Origin of the sequence: Sphingomonas sp. PAMC 26617, assembly GCF_000242835.1 — a bacterium.
Classification (GTDB): Bacteria; Pseudomonadota; Alphaproteobacteria; order Sphingomonadales; family Sphingomonadaceae; genus Sphingomonas.
This window is the reverse complement of sequence record NZ_JH594425.1, coordinates 3,900,040-3,916,488: the sequence shown is the minus strand read 5'-3', so window position 1 is coordinate 3,916,488 and position 16,449 is coordinate 3,900,040. Positions and strand designations below refer to the sequence as shown.

The 16,449-nt window shown below is 66.0% G+C and carries 15 protein-coding genes, 1 tRNA gene and 1 pseudogene; 11 read left to right on the top strand and 6 right to left on the bottom strand.

The features are described 5' to 3' along the window. Nucleotides 1-64: 64 nt before the first annotated feature. Nucleotides 65-532: pseudogene (locus tag RH91_RS21760) on the bottom strand (LysR substrate-binding domain-containing protein); the annotation flags it as partial. A 60-nt stretch (nucleotides 533-592) separates the two neighbouring features. Between RH91_RS21760 and RH91_RS17325 the strand changes: the two are divergent. Beyond that, nucleotides 593-994 carry a hypothetical protein gene (locus RH91_RS17325; RefSeq protein ID WP_010164313.1) on the top strand — a complete coding sequence of 134 codons (402 nt, stop codon included), beginning with the start codon at nucleotides 593-595 and terminating at the stop codon, nucleotides 992-994. A 46-nt stretch (nucleotides 995-1,040) separates the two neighbouring features. Here the strand turns inward: RH91_RS17325 and ruvX are convergent, their stop codons facing one another. Continuing rightward, nucleotides 1,041-1,505 carry a Holliday junction resolvase RuvX gene (gene ruvX / locus RH91_RS17320; RefSeq protein ID WP_010164312.1) on the bottom strand — a complete coding sequence of 155 codons (465 nt, stop codon included), beginning with the start codon at nucleotides 1,503-1,505 and terminating at the stop codon, nucleotides 1,041-1,043. 12 nt (nucleotides 1,506-1,517) lie between these two features. Next, the gene (locus RH91_RS17315) at nucleotides 1,518-2,648 is read right to left on the bottom strand and encodes a DUF3089 domain-containing protein (protein WP_010164311.1); all 1,131 of its coding nucleotides are present in this window, start codon (nucleotides 2,646-2,648) and stop codon (nucleotides 1,518-1,520) included. Nucleotides 2,649-2,924: 276 nt separating this feature from the next. Between RH91_RS17315 and gatC the strand changes: the two genes are divergently transcribed. The 7 genes from gatC (at nucleotide 2,925) to RH91_RS17280 (ending at nucleotide 11,143) form a co-directional block, all read left to right on the top strand. Continuing rightward, nucleotides 2,925-3,227, top strand: a complete 303-nt coding sequence (gene gatC / locus RH91_RS17310) for an Asp-tRNA(Asn)/Glu-tRNA(Gln) amidotransferase subunit GatC (RefSeq protein WP_010164309.1) — start codon at nucleotides 2,925-2,927, stop codon at nucleotides 3,225-3,227. Between the two features lie 94 nt (nucleotides 3,228-3,321). Beyond that, complete coding sequence (gatA, locus tag RH91_RS17305; protein WP_010164308.1) at nucleotides 3,322-4,806, top strand: Asp-tRNA(Asn)/Glu-tRNA(Gln) amidotransferase subunit GatA; 1,485 nt, start codon at nucleotides 3,322-3,324, stop codon at nucleotides 4,804-4,806. Nucleotides 4,807-4,808: 2 nt separating this feature from the next. After that, nucleotides 4,809-6,902: an HAD-IIIC family phosphatase gene (locus tag RH91_RS17300; RefSeq protein ID WP_010164307.1), complete on the top strand. Its 2,094-nt coding sequence runs from the start codon at nucleotides 4,809-4,811 to the stop codon at nucleotides 6,900-6,902. Nucleotides 6,903-7,007: 105 nt separating this feature from the next. Continuing rightward, on the top strand, nucleotides 7,008-8,483 hold the full coding sequence (gene gatB / locus RH91_RS17295; RefSeq protein WP_010164306.1) for an Asp-tRNA(Asn)/Glu-tRNA(Gln) amidotransferase subunit GatB: 1,476 nt from the start codon (nucleotides 7,008-7,010) through the stop codon (nucleotides 8,481-8,483). Between the two features lie 153 nt (nucleotides 8,484-8,636). Continuing rightward, a complete protein-coding gene (locus RH91_RS17290) occupies nucleotides 8,637-9,332 on the top strand; it encodes a hypothetical protein (RefSeq protein WP_010164305.1) in 696 nt (231 codons plus the stop codon). Then, nucleotides 9,333-10,538, top strand: a complete 1,206-nt coding sequence (locus tag RH91_RS17285) for a M48 family metallopeptidase (protein ID WP_010164304.1) — start codon at nucleotides 9,333-9,335, stop codon at nucleotides 10,536-10,538. Between the two features lie 11 nt (nucleotides 10,539-10,549). After that, the gene (locus RH91_RS17280) at nucleotides 10,550-11,143 is read left to right on the top strand and encodes a hypothetical protein (RefSeq protein ID WP_010164303.1); all 594 of its coding nucleotides are present in this window, start codon (nucleotides 10,550-10,552) and stop codon (nucleotides 11,141-11,143) included. 12 nt (nucleotides 11,144-11,155) lie between these two features. On the opposite strand, the gene RH91_RS17275 is transcribed toward RH91_RS17280, so the two are convergent. Together RH91_RS17275 and RH91_RS22585 are read right to left on the bottom strand one after the other, a co-directional pair. Next, a complete protein-coding gene (locus RH91_RS17275; protein WP_010164302.1) occupies nucleotides 11,156-11,383 on the bottom strand; it encodes a hypothetical protein in 228 nt (75 codons plus the stop codon). Beyond that, nucleotides 11,380-11,589 (bottom strand): hypothetical protein, encoded by a 210-nt coding sequence (locus RH91_RS22585; protein WP_157136964.1) that lies wholly within the window; start codon nucleotides 11,587-11,589, stop codon nucleotides 11,380-11,382. The genes RH91_RS17275 and RH91_RS22585 overlap by 4 nt, the downstream gene beginning before the upstream one ends. A 159-nt stretch (nucleotides 11,590-11,748) precedes the next feature. On the opposite strand from RH91_RS22585, the gene RH91_RS17270 reads away from it, so the two are divergent. After that, nucleotides 11,749-11,833: transfer RNA gene (locus RH91_RS17270), tRNA-Leu, on the top strand. Between the two features lie 60 nt (nucleotides 11,834-11,893). Further along, the gene (gene tig, locus RH91_RS17265) at nucleotides 11,894-13,543 is read left to right on the top strand and encodes a trigger factor (RefSeq protein WP_010164298.1); all 1,650 of its coding nucleotides are present in this window, start codon (nucleotides 11,894-11,896) and stop codon (nucleotides 13,541-13,543) included. 221 nt (nucleotides 13,544-13,764) lie between these two features. Here tig and RH91_RS17260 read toward each other — a convergent pair whose 3' ends face one another. After that, on the bottom strand, nucleotides 13,765-15,228 hold the full coding sequence (locus tag RH91_RS17260) for a hypothetical protein (protein ID WP_010164297.1): 1,464 nt from the start codon (nucleotides 15,226-15,228) through the stop codon (nucleotides 13,765-13,767). A gap of 393 nt (nucleotides 15,229-15,621) precedes the next feature. Between RH91_RS17260 and RH91_RS17255 the strand changes: the two genes are divergently transcribed. Continuing rightward, nucleotides 15,622-16,323 (top strand): ATP-dependent Clp protease proteolytic subunit, encoded by a 702-nt coding sequence (locus tag RH91_RS17255; protein ID WP_010164296.1) that lies wholly within the window; start codon nucleotides 15,622-15,624, stop codon nucleotides 16,321-16,323. Nucleotides 16,324-16,449: the final 126 nt, after the last annotated feature.

Sequence of the window (16,449 nt, the reverse complement as noted above, 5' to 3'; positions counted from 1 at the left end):
CGGGCGCGCGGTGGCAAGGTGGGACAAAGTCGAAGCGGAGGGCGCGGGCAACTTGCCTCGTTTCTCAGTCTTCTAGATAGGCAGCGAGTTCTTCCGGCGTTCCGTTCGGGAAAGCCTCCCGCAAGAGTCCGAGAAAGGCGGATACCCGTACGTTCAACAGCCTGCGCGACGGATACAGCGCCCAGAGTGTGATTTCCGACCCCGTCACGTCGCCCCAGGGGGTCAACCGCCCGGAGGCGATGTCGCGGCTGACCAGCGACAGCGGGAGACGGGCCGCGCCTGCTCCGGCGCGCACCGCATCGCGGATCATGACGAGCGACGACAGCCGCAGCACCGGAACGACCGGGACCTCGGTCCGTCCCCCGGGGGCGGTCACGGTCCAGATCTCCGCAACCTCGCTCCCGCGCACAACTGCGGGTATCGGCGCAATTGCCGGGCTGGGCACGTCTGGCGAACTGACCATCACGAGCCGGTCATTCAGAAAGGCGCGTCCCACCAGCGCCGCATCAGGGGAAGGGTTGACCCGGATGACGAGGTCATAGCCTTCCTAGATCATGTCGACCGCGCGATCGTCGGCCACGGCGTCTACCCGATGCCGATCGGCAGCAAGGGGGTCGCGATGGTCGATGCCCGCGACATCGCGGATGTCGCAGCGATCGAGCTAATCCGTCGCGAGACGGCGGCGGAGAAGTTGCCGATCGAGACGATCAACCTCGTCGGCCCCGAAACGCTGACCGGTCCGGCGGTCGCCGCGATCTGGGCCGACGTGCTCGGGAGGCCGGTTGTCTATGGCGGGGACGATCCGAGCGGGTTCGAGCAGACGATGGCGACGGTCATGCCGCGCTGGATGGCGTATGAAATGCGGCGGATGGCTGAACGCTACGTCAGCCACGGGATGATCCCGGAGGACGGCGACCGCGAACGCCTGACGGCGATGCTCGGGCGGCCGCTCCATGGATACCGCGACGTCGCCCGCGACCTCGTGGCCGCTTAGTCACGGCGCGAGGGTCAGTCCGGTGCCCGTCGACGCTCCGCGCGCGCTAAATCGCGACCAGGGCGTCAATCGCGCTTTGCAGGATGTAGGCCGCGGCCATCTTGTCGACGAGCTCGGCGCGTTTGGCGCGGCTGGCATCCTGTTCGATCAGCGTGCGCGTGACGGCCTGGGTCGACCAGCGTTCGTCCTGGAGGAAGATCGGCAGCGCGAGGTCGGCGAGGTTGCGGGCGAAGGCGCGGCTCGACTGGCTGCGCGGGCTTTCGCTGCCGTCGGTGAGGTTGAGGGGGAGGCCGATGACGATCCCCTTCACCTGCTGCGCCGCGATCAGCGCGGCAAGCGCCAGCTTGTCCTTCTGGAACTTGGTGCGCCGGATCAGCACCGCGGGCGAGGCGAAGCTCCAGCCGGCATCGCACAAGGCGGTGCCGATCGTCTTGGTGCCCACGTCGAGGCCGATCAGCCGCCCCCCGGCGGGGAGGGCGGCGCGGAAGTCCAGGCGGTCGGTCGTAATCATCGCGAAGGTCGTTTACACAGGCTGGCGGCGATGCCCAGCCGCTGCCGTGCCGAACGACGCGAGCCGGCGCGCGGCGTCGGCGCGGACGTTCGCCCAGAACAGGCTATAGTCGTAAACGTGGTAATTGTTGCCCGGCAGCACATAGCCGCCGAGCGACGGCGGGTTGCCGATCAGCAGCAGCCCGCGCGAATCGCAGCGCGCGGCGACCCGCTTCGGTTCGATCGTCGCGGTCGACATATCGGACGAGGGGAATAGCGTGCCGAGATTGGCGTCGGCGGGGGCGATCGAATCGGGCATTCCGGTCAGCGGGTTGGTGCAGATCATCGCCGTCCCGCGCCGCGCGACGCCGTCGACCGAACTGCTCGCATTGTACGTGTCGAGGATCAGCGACGGATCCGCCGGTTCGGCGAAGCTCTGCCACGACAGGATGCAGCCCGACTGGTCAGCCGTGCGACATTCGGGAAGCCCGAGCGCGGGGAGATCGGCGGTGCGCGAGACCGGCCAGCCGACGACATAGGCTGCGACGATCCGCTTCGCGATCGGCTTGCCCGCGATCTTCTCCCGCAGCAGCCGGATCAGGTGGAGCGAGCCCTGGCTGTGCCCGGCGAGGATGATCGGCCGGTCCCCCGCCTGCGCCACGAATGCGTCGAACGCGGCGGAAACGTCGGCGTACGCAAGATCGAGTGCCTTGGCGGCATTTGCCTGCGTCGTCAGGAACGCGCCGAAGGTCGCCTGGCGATACCGCGGTGCCCACACCGCGCCAACGTCGTTGAAGGCGCTCGCCTGGCCGCGCAGGAACAGTTCGGCACGGGCATTGGCTTCCTGATTGTCGAGCGGCGCGTTCCAGCGCGAACGTTCGAGGAAAGACGTCGGATGGACGAAGAAGACCGCCGCCTTGGGAGTCGCACCCGGGGTATAGCCGGCGGGCGTCCACAGCGCAGGGTTGCCGGGCTTGTCGGGGCGCGCGAGCCACATCCGTGCATCGCGATAGCTGGCGGCGGGTTGCGCGGGCAGCGCCTCGAACCGCGCGCTCGGCACCATCGCCATGCGCAACATCTCGGCACCCCAGAAACGGTACGCAAACGCTCCGGCGATCGCTAGCACGATGAGAAACACCACAACATAAAGAAACTTCCGTGCCACTGACGACTCCATTGTGCAGTGCAGCATAAACTGCCTGTCGGGCAATTGCGCAATTGGTGGGCCGGGACTGCGCGCGTTGCAATCGTCTTGATCGCTTCGGCAGAGGCCCCATTTCAATCGCCGTGCCTGTTCATTGCCCCTGCAGGTCCGGACCGCGCTGGCGGGACGGGAACGCGCTTGATCCGGGGGCGGGAAGGCGGGCATAGCTTGCGTCGTGCAGTGCAGCGATGCTAGCCGCCGCGCGAGACGATCATCCAGACAGATCCAAGGGGCCGTATGGCAGTCGACATTCCCACCGTGAAGAAGATCGCGAGTCTCGCCCGGATCGCGATCACCGACGCCGAGGCCGCGCGGATCGCGCCAGAGCTCGACAATATCATGGGCTGGATCGAGCAACTGGGCGAGGTCGACTGCACCGGAGTCGCGCCGATGACCGCGGTCATCCCCAACCATCTGCGACTGCGCGACGATGTCGTGAATGCCGATCCGCTGACCGGCGGCGGGATCCGCGACGCGGTTCTCGCGAACGCACCGCAGGCGGAGCACGGGTTCTTCACCGTGCCCAAGGTGATCGAATGAGCGCCCCGGCGCATGTCTCTTCCGCCTGGCTTACTGCACGCGGCGTGTTCCATTACGTAACCATCCCGGGCGTCGGGGTGACGGGAATTTCTGCATGACCGACCTTACCGATCTCGGCGTCGCCGCCATCCGTGATGGCGTGCGCGCCGGCACGTTCACCGCGCGCGAAGTGGCGGAGGGCTTCATCGCCAACGTCGCCGCTGCCAAGACGCTCAACGCCTTCCTCGTCGAAACCCCCGAGCATGCGCTTGCCGCCGCCGATGCGGCCGACGCGGCGCGCGCGGCGGGGGAAGCGCCCAAGCCGCTTGCGGGCGTGCCGATCGGGATGAAGGACCTGTTCTGCACCAAGGGCGTCCCCGCGACCGCGGCGAGCCACATCCTCGAGGGCTTCACCCCGCCGTACGAATCGACTGTCTCCGGCAATCTGTGGAACGCCGGCGCGGGGATGCTCGGCAAGCTCAACATGGACCAGTTCGCGATGGGGTCGTCGAACGAGACGTCCGCGTTCGGCAACGTCATCTCGCCGTGGCGTCGCAGCGACGGCGGCAATGCCGCGATGGCCCCCGGTGGATCGTCGGGCGGAAGCTCGGCGGCGATCGCGGCGCGGCTGTGCCCGGCGGCGACCGGCACCGACACCGGCGGCTCGATCCGCCAGCCCGCCGCGTTCACCGGCATTTCCGGGATCAAGCCGACCTATGGCCGCTGTTCGCGCTGGGGCGTCATCGCGTTTTCGTCGTCGCTCGACCAGGCCGGTCCGATGGCGCGCGACGTTCGCGACTGCGCGATCATGCTCGAGGCGATGAGCGGGTTCGATGCCAAGGATGCGACCTCGCTCGATCTTCCGGTTCCCGCATGGGAGGCCGGATTGTCCAGCAATCTCAAGGGCAAAAGGATCGGTATTCCAAAGGAATATCGTGTCGACGACATGCCTGCCGAAATCGAGGCGCTGTGGCAGCAGGGGATCGACTGGCTCAAGGACGCAGGGGCCGAGATCGTCGAGGTCTCGCTGCCGCACACGAAATATGCGCTCCCGGCCTATTACATCATCGCGCCCGCGGAAGCCTCGTCCAACCTCGCGCGCTATGATGGTGTGCGGTACGGCCTGCGCGATCTGCCCGAGGGTGCGAACCTGCAGGACATGTACGCCGCGACCCGCGCCGACGGCTTCGGCGACGAGGTCAAGCGCCGCATCATGATCGGGACGTACGTCCTGTCGGCGGGGTTTTACGACGCATACTTCACACAGGCTTCGAAGATCCGCACGCTGATTGCGCGCGATTTCGAGCAGGCGTGGGCAACGTGCGACCTGCTGCTCACCCCGACCGCACCGAGCGCCGCGTTCGCGCTGGGGGAGAAGAGTGCCGACCCGATCGCGATGTATCTCAACGACGTCTTCACCGTGCCCTCGTCGCTCGCCGGGCTCCCTGCGATGAGCGTGCCGGGTGGGCTCGACGGGCAGGGGCTTCCGCTCGGGCTGCAGATCATCGGCAAGCCGCTCGACGAACAGGGCGTGCTCAACGCCGGGCTTGCCCTGGAACAGCGCGCGGGCTTCGTCGCGCGCGCGGAGCGGTGGTGGTAACGATGACGCAATCCGGAAACGCGGTCGCCCTGCTGCGGGCCGCGCGCCCGGCAATTGCCGGAAAGCTGGCGGCGCTCGTCGCACGCTGGCCCAAATATGCCGAGGCGCATGCCGCCGATCCGGCAGGGTTCGCGGAGGTCGAGACCGCGGTTCTGGTCGATTACATCGCGTCGCTGATCGAGCGGTCGGACGAGAATTACCGACATCTGTACGTCGGCGAAAAGGCCAAGCAATTCCATGATCCCGCGGTCACGCCGGAAGAACGACTGGATCGCGAGACGGCGCTGCTCAAGGCCGAGCGCGCCATTTTTGTCGAGGCGCTGGCGGCGCATCCCGCGGCGTCCGAGGCGGTGGCACACGCGTTCGACGCGATCGACCATGCGTTGCTTGCCCCCGCACAGGCGACGCTGAAGGCGTTGTTCGTCGGCGATTGCCTGTATCTCGACGTGATCGCTTTCCTCACCGCCCCCGCGCTGGCGGATGGCGTGCGCCTCGCGCCCACCTTCGTCACGTCGCACGAGCCGGGCGAGATCCAGGCGCATCTCGCGCGCCTCGCCGACGAACGCTTCGACGTCGTCTTCTACAGCCCGTTCAGCTACGCGTTCCTCGCCGATTTCGAGGCGTTGCAGCATCCGAAGACGTCGCTGACCGGCAAGGCCGGGCGGCATATTCGCGGCGCGGTGAGCGCGGCGGAGACGCTGTTCGACACGCTTGCCGACCTGTTCGACTGCCCGATCGTCGTTCATGCGCCGGCCGCCTTCCTGCGCCACGAGGACAGCCTGCGCGAGCGGATCGACGCGATCGCGACTGCCCCCGCGCGCGGTGCCGCGATCAAGGCGGTGCGCGCATCGCTGCTGATCAGGGCCGAGACTCGCAACGCAGCGGGTCAGGTGATTCATCTGCTCGACGAAGAAGCGCTCATCGCCGGTATCGGCGCGCATGAGGCCGGGCGGTATCTGTACCGCTCCGACTTGCAGCATCCGGCGCGGTTCGGCGTGCTGGTCGCCGAACAGTATCGCGATATCGTCTATGTCGTCGCGTGGCTGCTCAAGCGCAAACTGGTCGCCTGCGACCTCGACAATACGCTGTGGAAGGGCGTGATCGGCGAGGGGCTCGGCGTCGAGCATCATTACGACCGCCAGGCACCGCTGCTCGAGCTCAAGCGGCGCGGCGTCGTGCTTGCGATCAATTCCAAGAACGATCCGAGCAAGGCGGTATGGGAAGCAGAGCCGGGACGGCTGGCGCTCGACGATTTCGTGTCGCGGCAGATCAACTGGGATCCCAAGACGATCAACATCACCCGCATCGCGGAGCATCTCAACCTCAAGGCGAAGGATTTCGTCTTCGTCGACGACCGCGCCGACGAACGTGCGATGGTCAAGGAACGGTTTCCGGCGATGGCGGTGCTCGACGCGGAGGAGCCACGGTCGTGGCGGTTGTTCGACCTGTGGGCGAAGCTGCTTCCCGCCAAGCCGGGGGCGGATCGCACCGACTTCTATCGCCAGCGCGACGCGCGGCAATCGTTCATCGCCAACGAGGCCGAGACCAGCGCGCGCGAGCGTGCGGCGTTGTTCGAGCAGCTCGGACTGGAACTCGCGATCCGCGAGGCGGGCGCGGACGACGTCGCGCGCGTGACCGAGCTGATCAACCGCACCAACCAGTTCAACATGGCAGGCAGCCGGATTACGCGCCGCCGCGTCGAGGACCTCGTCGCGGATCCCGACGCGCGCGTCCTGATCGCGGATGCCGCCGACCGGTTCGGCGCGATGGGGACGATCTCGGTGCTGATCGCCGAGCCGCAGGACGGCCGCGTCGTGATTTCGGCGTTCGTGCTGAGCTGCCGGGTGTTCGGCTACGGGATGGAATATGCGATCCTCGAGGCGTTGCGCGCGGCGATCCCCGCTGGCGTATCGATCTTCGGTCTGTTTCAGGAAACGCCGCACAACCAGCCGTGCCACGACGTCTATCCGCAAGCCGGGTTCGGGCCCGCGACCGGCGGATGGCAGCGCGAGGCGGCGGCTGCGCCGATCGACGTCGCGGGCTGGCTCACGGTCGATGCAGCGGTCCGCCCGATGGGGGCTGCCCAGCAGGCCTAGCGGCCCGTTGCCGGGGCGACGGCAGCGGCAGCGGGATGGGGGTTTCCCCCGTGCCCTGGCAATTTTCCAAATGCAGAGCGCCGATCTGCGTGCTAGCCAGCGCGGATGAGCGAACATCAGACCTATGTGATTCACGGCGAAACGGGTGACTGGGAGGTCGTCGTCGGCCTCGAGGTCCATGCGCAGGTGACCTCCAACGCCAAGCTGTTCTCGGGCGCGGCGACCGCGTTCGGGGCGGAGCCCAATACGCAGGTGTCGCTGGTCGACGCCGCGATGCCGGGGATGCTCCCGGTCCCCAACCGCGAGTGCATCCGCCAGGCGGTCCGCACCGGCATGGCGATCGACGCGCAGATCAACCGCTGGTCGCGGTTCGACCGCAAGAACTATTTCTATGCCGATCTGCCGCAGGGCTATCAGATCAGCCAGCTTTTCCACCCGCTGGTGGGCGAGGGCGCGATCGATATCAGCCTCGACGACAAGAACCCCGACCAGAGCGGCAAGCGCATCGGCGTCGAGCGGATCCATGTCGAGCAGGACGCGGGCAAGCTGATGCACGACCAGCATCCGACGCGCTCCTACGTCGATCTCAACCGCTCGGGCGTCGCGCTGATGGAGATCGTGTCCAAGCCAGACATGACGTCTCCCGCGGAAGCAGGGGCTTACCTGCGAAAGCTGCGGTCGATCCTGCGCTATGTCGGGAGTTGCGACGGCAATATGGAAGAGGGCTCGATGCGCGCGGACGTCAACGTCAGCGTGCGCAAGGCGGGCGACCCGCTCGGCACGCGGACCGAGACCAAGAACGTCAATTCGGTCCGCTTCGTGATGGCGGTGGTCGAGCAGGAAGCGCGGCGGCAGGTCGAGGTGCTCGAGGAGGGCGGCCGGATCGTCCAGGAAACGCGGCTTTACGACCCTGACCGGAACGAGACGCGTTCGATGCGTTCGAAGGAAGATGCGCACGATTACAGGTACTTCCCGGACCCTGATCTGTTGCCGCTGGAACTCGACGACGCGTTTCTGGAGGAATGCCGGGCGTCCTTGCCCGAGCTGCCCGACACCAAGCGGCGGCGCTACGAGGCGTTCGGCATCACGCCGTATGCCGCCGCGGTGCTGACCGCCGAGGTCGAGGCGGCGCGCTGGTTCGATGCGTTGCTCGAAACGGGGACCAAGCCGGTCGCTGCGGCGAACTGGACGACGTCCGAACTGTTCGGTGCACTCAACCGCACCGGGACCGATTTTGCGACGTCGCCGGTCAGCCCCGCGCAGGCCGCCGAACTGCTCGCGCTGGTCGCGGACGGGACGCTGTCGGGGAGCCTCGCCAAGCAGGTGTTCGAGATCATGCTCGAAACCGGGCAGAGCGCAGGCGCCGTGGTCGAGGAGCGCGGGCTCAAACAGACCAGCGATACCGGCGAAATCGAACGCGTCATCGCCGAAGTGATGGCGGCGAACGCGGACAAGGTAGCCGACTATCGCGGCGGCAAGGACAAGTTGTTCGGCTTCTTCGTCGGGCAGACGATGAAGGCGATGGGGGGCAAGGCCAATCCCGGTGTCGTCAATGATGTCCTGAAAAAGGTTTTGGGCTGACGTGATGATTGCCCGTCTTCGATCGAGTCCTTGATCGAAGACGGCGTTTCGGCGTAAGATCTTCCCGTCGACCTTGGGGGCAAGGGCGGCGATACGGGGGGGATCATGCGGTTGCGACGTTGGGCGCTGGGTGCGGTGTGCGTATGGCTGACGATGGGTGCGCCAGGCGCCTGGGCGCAGGAGAAATCGGGAACGAAGGCCGGCTTCGTCCTGCCCAGGGGTTCAGCCAGGATCCTGCTGATTCGCCCGACGATCAAGGTCGGCGCACAATCGACCGGCGGGATGTTCGAGCCCAATGCCGACTGGACCGCGCAGGCGCGCGACAATATCGCGGCGGCGCTGGCGGTTGCGCAGACCCGGCTGGGCAATCAGGTGATCGTCGTCGACGAACCGGTCGGCGCTACGGCGCAGGCGCTCGCGGAGTATCGCGCCTTGTTCTCGGTGCTTGCGGACAGCGTGATGCGCTATCAGTTCTTCCCGGGCAACCGTCTGCCGAGCAAGAAGCGCAAGGGCGTGTTCGACTGGACGATGGGGCCGGGCGTGGCCGAGATCGCGCGCGGAACGGGCGCGGATTACGCGCTGTTCCTGTTCAACGAGGACCAATATGGCTCGACCGGGCGCAAGGTCCTGCAGGTCTTCGCGGCGATGGCCTATGTCTCGGTCAAGTCGGGTGAGCATACGGGGATGGCCGGGCTGGTAGACCTGCATAGCGGGGATCTGGTGTGGCTCAACGCCGATATGGCGATGGGTGGCGACGTGCGCACGCGGGCGGGCGCGACGAAGCGCGTCGCGCAATTGCTCGAGGATTTTCCCGGCAGCGCGGCTCCGGCCGTGGCGACGGCGAAATAGATGCGCGGCGGCGGATGGGGCCGGGCGGCGGCGGCGGCGCTCGCTCTGATTGTCGGCGCGGCGGCGCAGGCGGAGCCGATTCCGAGCCTGCCGCCCTATACCGGCGCGTATCAGCCGCAGGGCGTCGACGAGCGCGGACTGTGGATGGAATTCGACGAGCTCGAACGCAGCTTCCGCGATTCCACCGTGGTCATCAACGATGCGCCGCTCAAGGCGTATATCCAGCAAGTCGTGTGCCGGATGGTCGGCGCGGCGCGCTGCCAGACGGTCCGGCTCTACATCGTCCGCGACACCAGCTTCAACGCGTCGATGGCGCCCAACGGAATGATGATCGTCCATACCGGCCTCTTGCTGCGCGCGCGCGACGAGGCCGAGCTCGCCGCGGTGCTCGGGCACGAATTCTCGCATTTCGAACTACGCCACAGTCTGCTTGGCTTCAGGCACAACCGGATCGCCGGGGATATCGTGGCGTGGGCGGGCGTCGCGGCGGCGGGGGCGGTCGCCTATGGCGGGTCGAGCGCCTACGACACCGTACGGACGGCACAGTCGGTGCAGAATGCCGCGATCGGATCGACCTTTGCGCACAGCCGCGACCAGGAGCGGCAGGCGGATCTGCTGTCGATGGCGTATCTCAAGGCGTCGCCCTACGATCCGCGCAGCTTCCCCGACATCTGGGACCGGTTGATGGACGAGGCGGACGCCACCGCGCACGGTCGCCGCCAGCGCAGCACGCGGTACGACAGGGTCGGCTTCTTTGCAGATCATCCGTCGGACCTCGAGCGCGCCAGGACATTGCGCGCGCTGGCGGTCGCGATCGACAGGCCGGGCGAGGACGGCAAGGCGCGTTACGATACGGCGGTTGCCCGCTGGCGCGCGCTGTGGCTCGCGGACCAGATCAAGCGCAACGATTTCGAGGGCACCGACTATCTGCTCGGGCAATTGGCCGGGTCGGAATGGTCGCCCGACCTGCTGTTCGCACGGGGTGAGTTGTATCGGACGCGGGGCAATCCGCGCGATCTGGTCGCGGCGGTCGGCTTCTACCGCGAGGTCGTGACGCACGACCCGACCAATGCCGAGGCTTATCGCGGACTTGGGCTTGCCCAGTTGCGCAGCCACGACGCGGCGGGGGCGGCAGCGCTCAAGACCTATCTGACGATGAAGCCCGCGGCGGATGACGCGGCGATGATCTCGATGCTGATCCAGTGAGGACATTCCGCATGAAACGCACGCTATGGCTTGGCGCGATTCTGGTCGCAACGGCGCACCCCGCGCTGGCGTCGAATACGCTGATCACGGCGCAAACGCCGGTGGCGGTTGCCAAATCGCCGATGACGGTGACGCCCGATCGCGAATGGAACAAGATGGGCGCGCGGCCCGGGCGCAATTCCGAGAGCTGGACGATCGACGGCGACGGGCTGAACGAAGTCACCTTCTACGGCGGGATCGAACCGGACCGGGCGCTGTTCCGCGAGGTAAACAAGCACGCGACGCCGTTGCCGCGCTTCTCGTCGACGATGTTGCTGACCGATCTCCCCGCGCTGTTCGAGGCGAGCTATCGGATCGCGCTCAATACCCCCGTAATGAAGATCGACGCGGTTACGCCGGCGACGTTCCTCGGGCAGAAGGGCGTGCATTTCACCTACACGTACAGCCGGGTCGACGAGGAAGTGCGCCGGAGGGGGGATGCCGTCGCGGCGATCATCGGCGGAAAACTGTTCATGATCACGTTCGATGCGCCGGACGTGTTCTACTATCAGCGCGACGTCGCCGCCTATCGTGCAATCGTCGCCAGAGCGACGATCGCACGATAGCGGGAGGTCGGCTTACTGCGCGTCGTCGTCCTGGTTCTTGGTCACGCCGCCAGTCCCGCCGACGCCGTCAGCCATGCCGGACGACGTGAAGTTCTCCGGCTCATCGCCGCCTTCGCCGTCCTCGACCGCATCCTTGCGCGCTTCCACCATTTTCTGGAGGTCGCTGCGATCATCCTTTTTGGCCTTGGGATCGTCGAGCGGCCCCTTGATCGGGCCTTCGCTCGTGTCGATGTCGCTCATGCGAAATCCCCCGACAGGCCGGAGTCGTCGACCGGCTGTGCCGGATCGATCGACGGGTCGCCCATCGGTGCCGGATCGGGGATGTCGGTATCTGGCGTCGGCGCCGGGAGCTCGGTCGGCATCGGGGTCGGCTGACCGGGTTCGGTCGGGACCGTGCCGGGGTCGCCTGGCATCGGGGGAAGCTCAGTCGGGGGGGTGCTTGCCATCAGTTTTCTCCTCTGCGCCTTGTAACGCATGGGCCGGGAGGGGGTTGCCCCGTATTGTCCCGGATCAATCGGCTCGACTGTTTTTGCGACACGTGTCGCCGCGACTTGCCCAACCCTGCGCGCCTGCTATAGACGCCCCCCACACCGGCGGTGTCCTGTGCGGGCGTGGCGGAACTGGTAGACGCAGCAGGTTTAGGTCCTGCCATCGCAAGATGTGGGGGTTCGAGTCCCTTCGCCCGCACCAGCCGCCCGTGGCAAACGGGCGGTAGCCAAACGAATTTCCTGTAAAAGGCCAGACCTGAACATGCAGACTGTCGAGACGTTGAACGAGGGCCTGAAGCGCGCCTACACGCTGAAGATCACCGCGAAGGACATCGATTCGCGCGTTGACGCCGAACTGAAGCGCGTCGCGCCGACGGTGAAGATGCCCGGCTTCCGCCCCGGCAAGGTGCCCGCCAATCTTGTCCGCAAGATGCACGGCCCGGCGCTGATGCAGGACGCGCTCAACAGCTCGATCCAGCAGGGCATCCAGGAGCTGATCGCCGAGCACAAGCTGCGCCCCGCGCTGCAGCCTTCGGTGAGCCTCGATGACGGCTATGAGCTTGGGCAGGACGCCAGCATCAAGGTCGAGCTCGAAGTGCTCCCCGACGTGCCGACGCCGGCGATCGAGGGCCTCAAGCTCGAGCGTCTGACCGTGCCGGTCGACGAGGCGGCCGTTCAGGCACAGCTCCAGAAGTTCGCCGACCAGCAGAAGCGCTGGGAAGAGGCCGAGGATCGCGCTGCCGAGACCGGCGATCTCGTCGTGATGGACTTCGTCGGCAAGGTCGACGGCGTTGCGTTCGATGGCGGCACCGGCGAGGACATGTCGGTCGAAATCGGTTCGGGGCGTCTGATCCCGGGCTTCGAGGAGCAGGTCGTTGGCGTGAAGGCTGGCGACGAGCGCCAGATCAACGTCAACTTCCCGGCCGACTATCAGGCCAAGGAACTCGCGGGCAAGGCCGCGACGTTCGACCTGACGATCAAGTCGGTGAAGACCGCGGGCGAGACCAAGATCGACGACGAACTCGCGACGTCGCTTGGCCTGCAGAGCCTCGAGCAACTGACCGAGCTGCTCAAGGGCCAGATCGAGCAGGAGCTCAACGGGCTGACGCGCACCTACATGAAGCGCAAGCTGCTCGACCAGCTCGCCGAGGGGCATGATTTCGAAGTGCCGCCGTCGATGGTCGAAGCCGAGTTCGGCCAGATCTGGCAGCAGCTCGAGCATGAAGCGACGCATGAGGAAGATCCGGCAGCAGCGCTCGCCGAGATGGAGTCCGAGCGCGACGACTATCAGAAGATCGCCGAGCGTCGCGTTCGCCTGGGCCTGTTGCTCAGCGAGATCGGCCAGGCCAATGGCGTCGAAGTCAGCCAGCAGGAAATGAACCGCCTGATCGCGCAGGCAGCCCAGCAGTACGGCCCGGAGGATCGCCAGCGCTTCCTCCAGTACGTCCAGCAGGAGCCGATGGCAGCCGCCCAGCTCCGCGCGCCGCTGTATGAGGACAAGGTCGTCGATTACCTGTTCGAAAAGTCCGAGATCACCGATCGCGAAGTGACGCGTGAGGAGCTCGAGGCAGCGATCGAGAGCGACGAGGGTTTCTCGACCGGCACGCACAGCCACGACCATGACAATCACAAGCCCAAGGCAGCCAAGAAGGCCCCGGCGAAGAAGGCCAAGGCATCCGATGCTGAAGGCGCTACGGAAGCCGATGCCGAGGCCCCTCTGACCGACGCCGCTACCCCGGCCGATCAAGCCGAGGCGGCCCCGGCGGAACCAGTAAAGAAGGCCGCTACCAAGAAGGCGCCTGCCAAGAAGGCAGCGCCTTCCACCGAGGGTGAGGCAGCGACCGACGCTCCTGCAAAGAAGGCCCCGGCCAAGAAGAAGGCTGCTGCTCCGACGGAGGAGCCCGAGGCCTGAACCCTCCGGGTTCAACCACGGCACGATGATACAGCAGGGGCGGTCTACGGACCGCCCCTGTTTTCGTATGTGCGGGACTATGGTGACGGCCAATGCCTATGCCGGCTTCGGCCATCACATGTTCGGCAGTGCCGAGATAGTCGCCACGACACGGCGGAAAGGCGATGCCGACCCGTCCGTCGGGTTTGCGACGGGCGGCTCCACGTTGCCAACAAACGGTCTCAGGCTTTGGTGGAATCGATCGGAGCGGGCGTGCGGACTGCTCCGGCGTCTGCCCAACGCGCGATCAGAATCGCTGCGGCGACGGCCGGAAGCACCCATATGACGCGCATCTGGTAGCGATCATGCGGCGTGGAGAGACAGCCGCAGACCAGATCGTTGACCAGCACACCCCCGAGGGCGGTCGTGGCGTAGCCCGACCAGGGTGCAAGGGGTGATCGGGGAAGCCAGGACGAGATCAGGATCGCCGCCGCGCCGATCGACAATAGCAGCGAGATCGTTTCGAACGGGGCAAGCGGGATCGTGCCGCGATACGCCGGGGACTGACGCACCTCGGCAAACACCGCCGCCGGCAGCTTCACTTCGAAATAGCGCTGTTGCTCGCGGTTGTAATAAAACTCGGAAAGCCCGCCCTTGCCGATCTGCGTCGCGAAGTCGCGCACCAGCATCGCCGCGGTTGCCACGGGGGCGTTCCGAACGCTGGCAAGCACGAACGGGAACTGCTCGGCGGCGAGAAGGCGCTGCTGTTCCGGTGGGACGGTCATGAACACGCCCGTCCTGGGGTCCGGATCCCACAGGAAGCCATCGCTTGGAACGGGAAGCCGGTCGACGAATTTGCAGAGCGCCAAGTCGGAGTGACCACAGTTCGCGCGGAGATAGGCGGTTCCCGGGCCGTCGTCGACAAAGCGCGCGGTCAGGAAGGGGGGGCGGATCGGGGCCTGGCCGGTGATTCGCGTGATCGCGGCGGTGAAAGCACTTTCACCGGCAAGGCCGATCAGCGCGCACCCGAGCAGGATGGCGGGGGGCAGCAAGCGTGCGATCCCTGCGGGCCTGCGTTGCGTTCGCAGCAGGGTCCAGGCCGCGAAGGCGAGGCCTAGGCTGCCGAGCAACAGCACGTTCGACGAATGTGCCAGCGCGGCCAGGGCCAAGATCGCCACGAGATAGCCGCGCACCAACGGTCGCTCCCGCTTCCATCCGAACAGAACCACGGCCGCGGCGACAATCGTGATTCCGCTGAAAAGGTCGGGCATGAGCAGGCAGACGAAGAACGGAAGCGGCGTTACCGAAAGCAGCGCAAGACCGCCGACAGTCACGATCGCGAAGTGTCGACCCTCGCCCGGATCGACGAAATGACGCAGCAAGATGATCAGGATCGACGTTGCAATGAGCGCCTGCACCAGCAGGACCGCCCAGAAGCTGTGTAAGAATACCCCTAAATACAGGATGATGCCGTAGTAGGCTGACCGTCCTAGCAGGACTGGCTTGGTTGGGACGGGTGGTCGTGCGGCTGCGATGACGGGTCTTGCGGCGGGTGTCGCGGTAGCAGGCTTTGCAGCCTTGGACGTCCACTCGCTGGAAATTCCGGTCGCATGATAAACCGCCGCGTCGACACCGCGAACATAAGCGGTCGTATCGCTGAAGTAAAAGGGGCCGTTATTGACGATCCCCGGCCAAAGGAACATCATACTTGCAAGAAGCAAGAGATATTGAGCGGGCCGTAACCGGGTTATTTCACAGCGCGTCATGCAATCCTGCTGATGTGTCTTTGCCGGGATCGCTCAGGGCGACGTGGCGGGTGGCGCATACTGGGCGGGTTGGGCTGGTGAACTGTTGTTCCGGAATGCGGGGTCGCAGGTGCGGGTAAAGCATGCCGCGCATGCGAGCAAGCAATCGCTGCCCTCCCCGAACGCGGTCTCGAAGCCGGGCAGGCGACGATGCGGGTGCGGCGAGGAAGATCCAACGGGGCGGGGGTTTGCTGGTCCCTGATCGCCGCGTGATCCGTGACGGGGCTTGAACTCGTTTCCGCCAGCGCCGATGTATGGTGCCTCTTCGGGGCATAAAGGATTTCAAGACTCATCATGCGCAATCCGTTCGACACCGGTGACTTCCTGGCCCCCATTCACGGCGCCGGGCTGACGACCTCCCCGCAGGGCGGCCTCGTCCCGATCGTCATCGAGCAATCCAATCGCGGCGAGCGCAGCTTCGACATTTATTCGCGGCTGCTGCGCGAACGCATCATCTTCATCACGGGCGGCGTCGAGGACCATATGGCCTCGGTGATCAGCGCCCAGTTGCTGTTCCTGGAATCGGAGAATCCGAAGAAGGACATCTTCATGTACATCAACTCGCCGGGCGGCGTCGTCACGGCGGGCATGGCGATCCATGACACGATGCAGTACATCCGGCCGCGTGTCGGCACTGTCTGCATGGGCCAGGCCGCTTCGATGGGCAGCTTCCTGCTCGCAGCGGGCGAGCCCGGCATGCGCGTCGCGCTGACGAACGCGCGAATTATGATCCACCAGCCGTCGGGCGGGGCGCAGGGCATGGCGAGCGACATCCAGATCCAGGCGAAGGAAATCCAGCGGATCAAGAACCGGATGAATGCGCTCTACGCCCAGTACACCGGCAAGCCGATCGAGGAGATCGAGCGTGCGATGGATCGTGATACGTTCCTCGAGGCGCATGAGGCCAAGGAGTTCGGTCTGGTCGACCAGGTGTTCGACAAGCGTCCCGCATTGCCCGACGACTCGACCACGCCGCCCGCGCTGACCTCCGCATAATTTCGTAAATATCGTAAATTCACCGTATATTCAGTGCCGGGCGTCTACGGTTCAGCCCGGCACACCGATCTTGAGACGATTTTGGTGATTGTCGGATCGCGCGGGGGCGGTCTAGGATGGACCCTC